Source organism: Reinekea sp. (assembly GCF_046710285.1).
Lineage (GTDB): Bacteria > Pseudomonadota > Gammaproteobacteria > Pseudomonadales > Natronospirillaceae > Reinekea.
In genome coordinates this window covers 1-12,563 of the sequence record NZ_JBKEGY010000044.1, presented here as the reverse complement: position 1 = coordinate 12,563, position 12,563 = coordinate 1, and the positions used below count along the sequence as shown (strand labels likewise).

The following is a 12,563-nucleotide window of genomic DNA, read 5'->3' as shown; positions in this document are numbered from 1 at the left end:
CTTTCTATCCATGCTAAGAAAGTCGCCGATTGAGGCTTAAACGACATGCCTTCTAGGTTATTGATGACCTGAGCGACGCGTTGTTGGTTGCTGGCTAAATGTTTTAGCAGTTCTGCGTGCCAATCGTTGCATTGTGAAAACGCTACTTCAGCGGCTAACATGCCTGCAAAGTTAGGGTCAGGCATGATGCCGCTTGAGCGTGCTTGCCATGCTTTGCGTAGATCGCCATTTGGAATAATGGCGAATGAGCAGCCAAAGCCTGCCACGTTGAAGGTTTTGCTTGCCGCCATTAGCGTAATGCTTTGTTCTTGTATTGCGGGAATCGAGCTTGCAGGGGTATGGCGACTGCCATCTAAAATAAGGTCGCAATGTATTTCATCGCTGCACATCACCACTTGGTGCTCAGCGCACAACAGCGCAAGCTTGTTCATTTCTTCCGGCGTTAATACAGTGCCTTGCGGATTCATTGGGTTGCACAATAAAAACAGGTGGCAATCTGGGTGTGCAAGTTCACGGGCTAGTTCGGCCCAATCCCATAGCCATTTATCATCCTGCCAAGTAACTGGCAATTCAACTGATTCACAACCTTGAAGTTTGGCCGCATGCAACATAGGCGGGTAGTTAGGTGTTTGCACCAGTACTCGGCCTTTTTTACCGTAAACATCGCAAGCTAGGTTAAAACTTGGCACCACGCCTGGCATCCAAACGATCCAGTCTGCGTTTATTTGCCAATCGTATTGAGTTGCGCACCATTGCACGACTGACTCATTTAAAGACGGCCAAGGATGGGTATAGCCGTAAACCGGATGGTTCATTCGCTTAATAAGCGCTTGTTGAATGGCATCAGGTGAAGCAAGGTCCATGTCGGCGACCCACATCGGGAAAAGCCCCTTGTCTTTATAGCGTTCCCACTTTGCTGCATGGGTATTTTCGCGATTTACCTTAGAAAACATGAATCACCTCTCTATTCGCCATCATAGGCTGTTATAATACGTCGGTTTTAATCTGTGTGGATGTAAAAATGGACAGTGTGGCAGAACGTTTCGGTGGAACGCAACGTTTGTTTGGCGTGGAACCTACGCAATGGTTGACGCAAAGTAAGTTTGTGGTGATCGGTATTGGTGGTGTGGGTAGCTGGGCTGCAGAAGCGTTGGCGCGTACCGCCGTAGGCCACATAGTGTTGGTCGACTTAGACGATATCTGCGTCAGTAACACCAACCGGCAAATACACGCCCTAGAAGGTAGTGTTGGCCAGATGAAGGTAGACGCCATGGCTAAGCGTATTCGGCTTATTAACCCTGAGTGTCGTGTCGATACTGTCCAAAATTTCTTAACGCCCGATAATATCGCTGAAATCCTAGGTGATAACGTCAGCGGCGTTATTGATGCTATCGACAGTTTAAAGCCTAAAGCCGCGCTGATCGCGTATTGCAAACGCAACAAAATCAACCTTGTTATTACTGGTGGTGCCGGTGGCCAAACCGATCCGACCCGTATTAAAATTGATGACCTAAGCCGAACCATTCAAGACCCATTGGCAGCTAAAACACGTAACCTATTGCGCAAAGATTATGGTTTTCCAAAAGCTGACAAAGGTAAATTTGGTATTGATTGTGTGTATTCTACCGAAGCACTCGTTTATCCTCAGGCAGATGGCAGTGTTTGTGCAACTAAGCCAGGGGCGGGTAACAGTACTCGCCTAGATTGCGCGACAGGTTTTGGAGCCTCCATGATGGTCACGGCTTCATTTGGAATGGCCGCAGCGGCACGAGTAATAGAAAAATTTATCGCTAAAAAGCAACGTAACAAGGAAGCCTTAAATGATTGATATGGTACTGAAAGTCTTTAAAGCACTAAATTCGGCGGTAGGGCCGTGGCAACTCGCATTTGCTGCTGCGCTCGCTATGATAATTGGCTTAACGCCACTGTGGTCAGTTCATAACGCGATTATTTTATTGCTCGCTTTTATCTTGCGTGTGCATATTTCTACTTTTTTTGTATTTTGGGCTGTTTTTTCAGGATTAGCCTATTTACTTGACCCATGGTTCCATCAGTTAGGGATGGCTTGGTTATCAAACCCAAGTTTGACGCCATTTTGGACCGACTTATATCAGTCTCAGTGGTGGCAGGTTGCGCATTTTAACCACAGTATTACCCTCGGCAGTTTAGCGGTGTCGTTGGTTTTATTTTTCCCTGTGGCCGTCTTGTTTCGACTTAGTATCAATAAGTATCGTGAGCGTATGTTGCCTTGGGTAGATAAGTTGAAAGTCGTTCAGGTTTTGAAAGGCAGCAAACTATATGACTTATATAGTCGCGTAAGCTAAGGGATTATAATGAAAATATTTAGAATAAGTGGCCTGATCGGCTTTATAGTATTTACTACGCTGTTGCTAGTTGTTGGATTTCTATTTATAGACAACTGGGTGAAAAAGGGCATTGAAGTGTCGGCGACTAATATAAATGGCGCCGAAGTTAACGTTGCCAGTGTAGACCTTACTTTATCGCCATTAGGCTTCAAGATTTTCGATGTTCAAGTTACAGATAAGAACACACCAACCCATAACAGTCTGGTCATTGAAGAAGCCGTTTTAGACGTAAACTTAGCTCAGTTATTTTTAGGCCGCGTACGTATTAACGATATTCGGGTGCAGGGCATTGCAACCAACGTTGAGCGTAAACGCCCAGGTAAATTGGTTGAACAAAATGCCGAAGAACCCAGTGCCCTTAAAGAAGCCGGTGCAGCTTTGATTGAATCACGCAAAGAATCTCTAGCGAGTGCATTCCCGACACCTAAAGAGGTAGTTGAAGAGTCTACTGCGGCGACAAAATCCGCTATTGCGAACGCAGAACAAAGCTTAACTACCTCAAAATCAGCCGTCGATACCGCCGTGGCTAAACTGCCTGGCGATGAAGAGTTTGCAAAGTACGAAGAAAAAATTGCCTCACTAGAAGCTAAAAAATTAGACTCTTTAGATGCGCTTAAAACAATACAGTCAGAAGTAAAAGCCTTAGGTAAACAGGTTGGGTCCGATAAGTTAGCGATCGAGCAATTGAAATCTGAAATAACTAAGTCTGTTGATAGTGCTAAGCAAGCCGTTAATGAAATCAAGGCGGCACCCGCGGAAGATTGGCAAACTCTACTTTCCAATAACCCAATCAATAAAGAAACCGCGCTTAAAGTATCGAAATTATTATTGGGTGAAAACGTCATCGGTAAATTTGAGCAGTATCAAGGTTACTATGAAACGGCTCAACCTTGGTTGGCGCGATTAAATAAAATGCGCAGTACTGAAGAAGAGAAGCCCAAGCAAGAGCGATTATCAGGTACTTACGTGCGATTCCCGCATCCAGACCCAAGCCCTGAGTTTTTAATCGATCAAGGCGCCGTATCGTTTAAAGCCGCAGGTTGGCCTTGGCAAATGACCATGGCTGATGTTACGGGCGAGCAAAATATCACCGGTAAACCAACAGTCTTTCAAATTAAGCGCGGCGAAGGTGAAAACATCGCCATGCAGGTAGACATTTCGCTGGACCGCCGAGACGGTGTAGAGCTTGATACAGTCAAATTATTAGGTCGAGGCATAAAGCTTACTAAGCAATCGACAACCATAGCCGGTTCAACGCTTTCTTGGTCTCCAAAACCTGCCAATTTAGATGGCCAGATAGTGATAAATGAAGGGCAGGCAAAAGGGCGCATCACTCTAGCCTTTAGAGAGAATGAATTTACATTAACGGGCGACACTAAAACAGATGCACTAATACGCACTGCCTTATCAAAAGTAACCCAGTTTGATGTCTATATAGATGTATCAGGTCCGGCAAACAAACCAAAAATCAGTATCAGCTCAACACTTGATAATCAACTTGGTGATGCTTTTAGCTCAACAGCCAAAGCCGAATACGATAAGTGGCTAGCCACTTTGCGGACAGAACTAGAAGCGGAAGTTGCGAAGTTGCGAGAACCAGTCGATGCCGAGCTTGAAAAGCTTAAAAACATACAGCAAAAAGCCGAGCAGCAAGCCAGAGAGTTTGAGCAAAAGGTGGTGCAAGAATTAGCCCGCTTAGAAGCTAAGGTTGAAAGCGAAATTAAGCGTATAGAAGATGAAGCGAAAGCGGCGATTCAATCTGAACTCAATGCAGCGAAAGAAAAATTAGACGCCGAAAAAGCTCGGATTGAAGCAGAAAAGAAAGCCGCAGAAGCCGCAGCTAAGAAAGAAGCCGAAGACAAAGCCAAGGCAGAACTTGATAAGCTTAAAGGCAAAATTAAATTTTAAGGTCCTATGATTTATGAAGATAGATGCGGTACTTGAAGTTGAAGCAGGTGATCCACAAATACTGATCGAGTTTTTGCTCAGTAATGTGAATTTATCAAAGTCTCGACTGAAAGACGTCATGAGTAAAGGTGGCATTTGGCGCGTAGACAAAAAAGGCGAACGTTCTCGAGTTCGCCGTGCCATGACCGACATATTAGTGGGCGAGCAAATTGAAATCTTTTACGATGAAGCCTTGATGGGCGCCAAACCATTACACGCCGAATTGATCGAAGATTATGGTCAATACAGTGTTTGGCAAAAGCCATTTGGCATGCCATTCGAGGGTGACGACTGGGGCGACTATAATTCTTTTATACGCAACCTATCCTTTGCCTTTGATGAACCACGAGACACTGTGCTGCTGTCGAGCCTAGACTACAGCGCGTCGGGTTTAGTCTTGATTCCGCATACTCGCAAAGCTGCTGCGGCCATTAGCGAATCTATTGGAGTCGACTTTATTGAAGACTCAGCAGTGCATTACCGCGTTGATGTGGCAGGCAACATAGAAGATTTAGATCGCATCAATATCGACATAGCAGGCGAGAAAGCCATCACCAATATCGAAAAAGTTAAATATGACGAAAGACCCAACCGGTCTGTTGTCGATGTTTGGCCACAAACCGGGCGCGTACGCCAAGTTAGGTCGCATTTTCAAGCCATTGGGCACCCGATCATTGGTGATATAGACCCAGAGGGCGAATTAGATGACTCGGTTAGGTTAGACCCAATTCGGCTAAAGTTAGTGGAATTGACCTTCTTGTGCCCAGTTACTAAGGTACTCAAATCTTATTCAACTATTGGATCAAATGCATAACTCTGTTGCCGGAATTTCTAGTGCCAAAGGATTTCCGGTCGTTGTATACTTTAAATCACACTCTTGCTTGTTAGAAGGATTAACCCATGTTCGAACGTGTTGTTGCTGCTCCCGCTGACCCAATTCTTGGGTTAAACGATTCTTTTCTTAAAGACGAACGCACGACAAAAGTGAATTTAGGTGTCGGTGTCTTTAAAGATGAAGATGGGCTAACGCCAATTTTAGCAACCGTTAAAGAAGCCGAGCGTCGACTGATTGAGCAGGAAACCACTAAAAGTTACCTAGCCATTGGTGGTGACGTTGAATACGGCAAGCAAGTACAAACTCTTTTGTTTGGTGAACAGCACCCAATAGTGGTTGATCACTTAGCACGTACAGCACAAACACCCGGTGGTACCGGAGCATTGCGCATTGCTGCTGATTTTATGGCCAGCCAGCTTAACGTCAATAAAATTTGGATCAGCAACCCAACTTGGGCAAACCACAACAGCGTTTTTAACAGCGCCGGTTTAGAAACCCAAGCTTATCGCTATTACGATGCCGCAAGCCATGGTTTAGATTTTGCAGGCATGCTCGCCGATATAGGACAGGCCGAAGCAGGTGATGCCGTTCTGTTGCATGGTTGCTGTCATAACCCAACCGGTATTGACCCAACACTTGAGCAATGGCAGCAATTAGCCGCCTTAGCCGCTGAACGTGGCTTCGTTGTCTTATTCGACTTTGCCTATCAAGGCTTTGCTAAAGGTATCGACGAAGATGCGGCTGGTTTACGCGCCTTTACCAACGTTGTTCCCGAATTATTGGTCGCCAGTTCTTTTAGTAAAAACTTTGGCTTATACAATGAGCGAGTAGGGGCTTTCACCCTAGTAGGCTCAAACAATGATGTTGCCGAAACAGCCTTCAGCCAAGTAAAAACAATCATACGGTCAAATTATTCAAACCCGCCAGCGCACGGCGCAAAAGTTGTAGCTGCGGTATTAACAGACCCTGAGCTACGCGCAAAATGGATCGAAGAAGTTGCCTATATGCGCACACATATCCATGCTTTACGTGGCAAATTTGTCACCGCACTGCAAAACTTAGGCGTTGACCAAGACTTTAGTTTTATAGAAAGTCAAAACGGAATGTTCTCATTTTCTGGTTTAACCGTTGAGCAAGTTGCTAAACTCAAAGCAGAATACGGAATATACATAGTAGGCAGTGGACGCATAAACGTTGCGGGTTTGTCAGACAAAAACATGATCTACGTGTGTGAGTCTATTGCAGCGGTATTATAAAGAAACTTAGCTGTTAGCTGCGGTAATACTTAGCCGTGTTGAGATGTTGTAATAATCTGGCATTCATTGGCATGGATGCCAATGTTGAGCCCCCATGGAAGGGTTTACGGCGTCCCTATTTTTATAGCATCTCGACACAGCCACCCATTTCACTCGGGTTATTTATTAGGCCGCTTGGACATAGCAGCAACATTACTTTACGAGGTCAGCTTGCTGACCTTTGTTATATCAGCCGCTTTTATTTTGATAAAACGGTATGGGAGAAACCATGAAACCGTTCAAAGTAGTATCTGACTACGAACCCGCGGGTGATCAGCCTGCGGCTATAAAAGCGTTAGTCGAAGGCTTAAATTCAGGGCTAGCTGCTCAAACATTGCTTGGGGTTACCGGCTCTGGTAAAACCTTTACCATGGCAAAAGTGGTCGAAGCGGTTAATCGCCCAACCATCGTGATGGTGCACAATAAAACCCTTGCAGCTCAGCTGTACTCAGAATTCCGTGAGTTTTTTCCAAACAATGCCGTAGAGTATTTTGTTTCATACTACGACTATTACCAGCCAGAAGCTTATGTGCCTTCATCTGATACGTTCATTGATAAAGACTCGTCCGTCAACGAACACATCGAACAAATGCGATTATCGGCAACCAAAGCCTTACTTGAGCGTAAAGATGTTTTAATTGTCGCAACCGTATCTGCTATTTACGGCTTAGGTTCACCCGAAGGTTATTTGAAAATGGTCTTGCACCTGCGCAAGGGCGATACCATTAATCAACGTGAAGTATTGCGCCGGCTGGCTGAACTGCAATACAAACGCAATGATATTGATTTTGGCCGAGGGAGTTATCGAGTACGCGGAGATATTATCGACATTTTCCCAGCAGAATCTGAACTTGAAGCCGTGCGCTTAGAGTTGTTCGATGAAGAAGTTGAAAAGTTAAGCTTATTTGACCCTCTGACGGGTGAAGTACTGCAAAAATTAACACGCTACACCATTTACCCGAAGACGCACTATGTGACTCCGCGTGAAACCATACTCGAAGCCGTAGACCAAATTGAAATTGAGCTAAAAGAACGTCTATCGATTCTTGAACAAAACAATCGCCTTGTAGAAGCTCAGCGCCTAGAGCAGCGCACAAAATATGATCTAGAAATGATGCGCGAACTTGGCTACTGCAACGGCATTGAAAACTACTCAAGGTTTTTATCCGGCTCTGCACCGGGTGCGCCACCGCCAACATTATTTCAGTATTTTCCCAAAGAAACACTGATGCTGATTGATGAATCTCACGTGACGATTCCGCAAATAGGCGCCATGTACAAAGGCGACCGATCGCGCAAGGAAACCTTAGTTGAGTATGGCTTCCGATTACCATCGGCCTTAGACAACCGACCGCTTAAATTTGAAGAGTGGGAACGCTTTGCACCGCAAGCTATTTATGTTTCTGCCACACCGAGTAAATATGAAGCCGCCAACGCGCAACAAATTGTCGAGCAGGTTGTTCGGCCTACAGGTTTAATAGACCCAGTAATTGAAATACGTCCAGCGCAAACTCAGGTGGACGATGTTCTCGAAGAAATTCGCTTACGCACCGCCGTCAGTGAACGAGTACTAATAACCACCTTAACCAAACGCATGGCCGAAGATTTAACCGACTACCTACAAGACAATGGAGTGCGTGTACGTTACTTGCACTCCGATATTGATACCGTCGAACGGGTAGAAATTATTCGCGACCTACGTAAAGGTGAATTTGATGTTTTAGTCGGTATCAACCTACTGCGAGAAGGGTTAGATATGCCCGAAGTTTCATTAGTGGCCATTTTAGACGCGGACAAAGAAGGTTTTCTACGTAGTGACCGTTCACTTATTCAAACCATGGGTCGCGCCGCACGTAACCTAAACGGTAAAGCAATTTTATACGCAGACCGCATAACCGGCTCAATGGAACGCGCCATTGCCGAAACCGATCGCCGCCGCAACACGCAAATAGCACACAACGAAAAAATGGGCATCACCCCCAAAGCGTTGAATAAAACCATTGCCGACTATATAGACGGCACTCAAAAAGCCCCAGGCCGAACCGGAGCTATGGCCAAGAAACGCCAGAAAGTAGAGAAGATAGACGCCGAAGCGGTTAGCTATATGACCATGAGCGTAGCGGAACTCTCCAAAGCAATGATTAAGATTGAAGATAAAATGCACAAAGCCGCGAAAGACATGAAGTTTGAACAAGCCGCAGGGCTACGTGATCAATTGATGGAACTCAAAGATATTTTAAGGGCACGATAATGACAAACGAACTCACAATAATAGCCCCAGACGATTGGCACCTGCATTTTCGTGACGGTGACATGCTGAAAGAAACCGTCCCAGCGACCGCCCGTTGCTTTAAGCGCGCGATTGTCATGCCAAACCTGGTACCGCCAGTCACCAATGCTGAGCTTGCCATTGCATACCGAGAGCGCATAGAACAAGCAACTCCAAAGAGCACAGACTTCACTCCGTTAATGACCATCTTTTTGACCAATAAAACATCGGTAGCTGATATAGCCGAGGCAAAAGCTGCTGGCGTAGTTGCCGCAAAACTATACCCCGCAGGCGCCACCACCAACTCAAGCGCGGCAGTAAGCTCGCTGGAGAATTTACAGCCAGTATTTGAAGTGATGGCAGAGCAGGGCATGTTGCTGTTAATTCACGGTGAAGTGACGACATCTGACATTGATATATTTGATCGTGAAAAAGTATTTATCGACCGTCACCTAACACCCATCGTTGAGAAAAATCCCAACTTAAAAGTAGTGCTAGAGCATATCACCACCAAAGATGCCGTAGATTTTGTACTGCAAGCCTCAGACAATGTTGCCACAACTGTGACGCCACAACACCTATTGTTAAACCGTAATGATATGTTAGTGGGCGGTGTACGGCCACATAACTTCTGCTTGCCAGTACTTAAGCGCAACACACACCAACAAGCATTGCGAGCCGCTGTAGCCTCTGGCACGCCAAAAATATTTCTAGGCACCGACTCCGCACCCCACGAAAAACGCAATAAAGAAACCGCCTGTGGTTGTGCTGGCTGTTACTCGGCTTGGAGCGCACTAGAGCTTTACGCACAAGTATTTGAAGAGTTGGGCTGTTTAGACAAGCTCGAAAACTTTGCTAGCGTATATGGCGCAAACTTCTATGGTTTACCTGTAAACAGTTCAACCATAACGCTAGTAAAAAAACCTTGGCAAATACCGGCAGAAATTGAATTGCCCAATGGTGAGCCCATCGTCCCGTTTTTCGCCAACGAAACCGTGCAATGGCGAGTAGCCCTGTGATGCAAAGCCATGAGTGATCAACAAGGTATAAAAGCCGCAAAACGCGCGGGCCAAGTAGCCCGCGCCATGCTAAATGACTCAATACACTATTTACTAGGTGCATTAGAGCTAGAACAGCTACGCCACGAAATAGGTGCCTACGAAAACGACCCCGATTTTATCGCCTTTGTGGCTGTGAAAATGGAAGTAGAAAGTATTCCTGATAACGAAAAATTACTCGAAAGCCTAAACGACAAAAATAGCCCCGCACATGAAATATTTGCAGAGTCGGTTGCTTGGGCAAAAGCCATTTCATTAACGCAGTGTGAAATATTGGCTGAGCGATATCCTCAAAGTTAATCGACACTTCTGATTTCTACTGATCTCTAAAACATGATCCTCATCGCAAATCACAAAAAATAATTAAAAAACTTCATCAAAGTGTTAGTTTGATCACAAGTCGAACCCTTTACTCGTTGGCATCCAATGGTAAAGTGCTCCGCAGTTTCAGCCTAGTCTGAAAAAAGGATAAATTTGAAAGGAGTCTTTTTTATGCCGTATATCGGTGAACGCTTTAGTATGCGCCGCAGTTTCTTAGTGTTATTTTTATCACTATCGTTATTCGGTTGTGCCACGCCCAGTCTAAATTTTAAGCTTGATTCTACGCAAAACCTAAATCTCGGTGAAGATCAGCAAGCTTATGCTGTTCTAGTTCGGTTTTACCAGTTGAACGAACTTTCTGCCTTTGAAAATGCCAGTTACGAATCTTTATGGAAAAACGATTCTGAAACATTAGGCCTAAGCTTAGTAAGTCGTAAAGAGCTGATTGTAGATCCTGATTCATCTTTATCTGTGTCTTTAACGAAAGCTAAAGCTACAAAAGCGCTTGGCTTGGTCGCGTTTTATCGAGATTACAGCGGTAAGCAATGGAAAACCTTCCAAACTATTAGCAATAACGCATTCAAACGAAAGACCTTAATGGCCATCGAGCTCACGGAATCAGAGCTTACATTAGAGCGCTTATAGCAAGGAAGCTAAGATGAAAGGGTTAGAAAAAGTAGTATGGGCTGAAGGTGTTTTTTTAGGGCAGCAACACTTTCAGGCTTGGGATCGGTATCAATCTTCAGTAATAAACTTTCAACGTAATGCATTTCAAAGCAACAATTGGGGTGTTATTTCACTGTCGTGGGATGAAGTATCGCTTACAGAAGGTCGCTTAGAAATAGTACATCTTAAGGCAATCTTCCCTAATGGTCGAATGGTCGATTACCACCGTGAAGTTCATGGTTTGTTAAGCTTAGAACTATTTAGGAATGAAAACCAAGATTATTCAGTTAGTATTATTTTGGCCGATAATGATTTGGTTGAAGATGTAGCTGGTTATCCCGGTCAAGGTCGTAATGCAAGCTGGACTGCATTATACCAAGAGTTAACAGATGAAAATGATTTTTCACGTCAACGTGAAGTTATGTTGGCACAACCGCTTTTAAAGCTATCTTCTGCTTTAGAGCGAAGCGACAAAGTAACTGCCATAGAATGTCTAAGGGTACAGCGCCTATTTGATGGAGCCTATCAAGTCGTTCAAAAATTCGTACCTCCCTGTTTGCAACTTCGAGGTAGTCAGTATATCGCGAGCCTATTGCAAAACACCGTTGACTTATTAGCAGCGAAGGTTCGAGATTTTACCGCTAGGCGTGCAAAACTAGGAGATATTGCCAGTTTTTCCTCCATAGAAACTAGCGACTTTTTCTTTAATAAACAACTTGTCGATTTTCTATTTGAAGCGCGTAACTTACTTTCGAATCTTAATAATCACCCGATATTATTTTACGAGTTACTTGGTCGCTTGCATCAGCACTGTGCAGTTTATCTGCGACCAGAATTTATAGATCATGCAACAGTTTACCAGCATGAAAAACTGGGTGATATCAGTATAGAGCTCTTGGATCAAATTCGCGAAATGCTAAGCACGCAAACCATACGAGCTGATTCCAGTGTACAGCTAACCCTATTGTCACCAGGTCGGTACCAAACAACGCCGATAAATGAGTTTAGCTTTGACCGATGCCATTTTTACCTCGCTGTAGATAGTCAGCAGACCGATTTAGAGTGGATTAAAAATTTTACTCAAATGTGCAAATTAGCCGCACCAGAAAAAGTAGAGTTGTTAGTAGCGAGTGGTTTAGCCGGTGTTGAAATTAAACATTGCCATCGCTTACCTCAAAAAGTTCGTATTAAATCCGGCTTTGAATATTTTGAAGTGAGCCAAGAAGGTCCATTGTGGCAAGAAATTAGAGGGCAAGCTGAGTTTGCAATATTTTGCTTAGCTGATTTTTCAAAAGCCAACATTGAATTACTCGTTGTGGAGCGCAGCGAATGAATCAAGATTTCTTGGAGCTCGATTCCGCAATCAACGATGCATGCGCGCCCATCTTTAATTTGTTAGCCGGTTTAACTGACCCAAGCGCCGTAGATGATCTTGACATTGAGTTGCGCCAATCTGTCGAAGCAACCTTTATTGCAATGGAACGACGATTTTTCGAAATTCAACTCACTGTAGCCATAGTGCATGATATTAAGTACGCCATGGCCGCTTATGCAGACGAAATGGTCATGTCGTCACGTTGGCAGGGTAAGTACGATTGGATGACTCAACCACTCGTTGTGCAGTACTTTGGTGATACATGTGCGGGGATTGTTTTTTTTCAAAAGCTTGAACAGCATAAGCAGGACTTTAAAAGTAATCTAGCAGTAATTCAACTCTATTACAGTGTTTTGCAATTTGGGTTTCAGGGGCAATACCGGCTAGATGGTTATGAAAAGCTTCAGGCTGTTATGAACAATTTACAAGTT

At 44.5% G+C, this 12,563-nt stretch carries 12 protein-coding genes; 11 read left to right on the top strand and 1 reads right to left on the bottom strand.

The features are described from left to right. A partial coding sequence (locus tag ACI882_RS17755) for a MalY/PatB family protein (protein WP_411748585.1) occupies window positions 1-953 on the bottom strand: 953 nt, incomplete at its 3' end. Window positions 954-1,021: 68 nt separating this feature from the next. On the opposite strand from ACI882_RS17755, the gene tcdA reads away from it, so the two are divergent. From tcdA to ACI882_RS17700, 11 genes are all read left to right on the top strand, one after another. Then, window positions 1,022-1,828: a tRNA cyclic N6-threonylcarbamoyladenosine(37) synthase TcdA gene (tcdA, locus tag ACI882_RS17750; RefSeq protein ID WP_411745510.1), complete on the top strand. Its 807-nt coding sequence runs from the start codon at window positions 1,022-1,024 to the stop codon at window positions 1,826-1,828. Continuing rightward, a complete protein-coding gene (locus tag ACI882_RS17745; protein WP_411745511.1) occupies window positions 1,821-2,324 on the top strand; it encodes a TIGR03546 family protein in 504 nt (167 codons plus the stop codon). The genes tcdA and ACI882_RS17745 overlap by 8 nt, the downstream gene beginning before the upstream one ends. 9 nt (window positions 2,325-2,333) lie before the next feature. Continuing rightward, complete coding sequence (locus tag ACI882_RS17740) at window positions 2,334-4,274, top strand: TIGR03545 family protein (protein ID WP_411748584.1); 1,941 nt, start codon at window positions 2,334-2,336, stop codon at window positions 4,272-4,274. 13 nt (window positions 4,275-4,287) lie between these two features. After that, window positions 4,288-5,127, top strand: a complete 840-nt coding sequence (locus ACI882_RS17735; RefSeq protein WP_411746746.1) for a pseudouridine synthase — start codon at window positions 4,288-4,290, stop codon at window positions 5,125-5,127. Window positions 5,128-5,213: 86 nt separating this feature from the next. Next, on the top strand, window positions 5,214-6,404 hold the full coding sequence (locus ACI882_RS17730) for an amino acid aminotransferase (protein WP_411746745.1): 1,191 nt from the start codon (window positions 5,214-5,216) through the stop codon (window positions 6,402-6,404). A gap of 268 nt (window positions 6,405-6,672) precedes the next feature. Further along, window positions 6,673-8,694: an excinuclease ABC subunit UvrB gene (uvrB, locus tag ACI882_RS17725; protein ID WP_411745341.1), complete on the top strand. Its 2,022-nt coding sequence runs from the start codon at window positions 6,673-6,675 to the stop codon at window positions 8,692-8,694. Further along, window positions 8,694-9,731 (top strand): dihydroorotase, encoded by a 1,038-nt coding sequence (pyrC, locus tag ACI882_RS17720; RefSeq protein ID WP_411745342.1) that lies wholly within the window; start codon window positions 8,694-8,696, stop codon window positions 9,729-9,731. Before uvrB ends, pyrC begins: the two co-directional genes overlap by 1 nt. 9 nt (window positions 9,732-9,740) lie before the next feature. Beyond that, complete coding sequence (locus tag ACI882_RS17715; RefSeq protein ID WP_411745343.1) at window positions 9,741-10,070, top strand: hypothetical protein; 330 nt, start codon at window positions 9,741-9,743, stop codon at window positions 10,068-10,070. A gap of 192 nt (window positions 10,071-10,262) precedes the next feature. Further along, window positions 10,263-10,736 (top strand): type VI secretion system lipoprotein TssJ, encoded by a 474-nt coding sequence (tssJ, locus tag ACI882_RS17710; RefSeq protein WP_411745344.1) that lies wholly within the window; start codon window positions 10,263-10,265, stop codon window positions 10,734-10,736. Between the two features lie 13 nt (window positions 10,737-10,749). Beyond that, complete coding sequence (gene tssK, locus ACI882_RS17705) at window positions 10,750-12,090, top strand: type VI secretion system baseplate subunit TssK (RefSeq protein WP_411745345.1); 1,341 nt, start codon at window positions 10,750-10,752, stop codon at window positions 12,088-12,090. Continuing rightward, window positions 12,087-12,563, top strand: a 477-nt coding sequence (locus ACI882_RS17700; RefSeq protein WP_411748583.1) for a DotU family type IV/VI secretion system protein, incomplete at its 3' end; no start/stop codon positions are given. The genes tssK and ACI882_RS17700, both read left to right, overlap by 4 nt.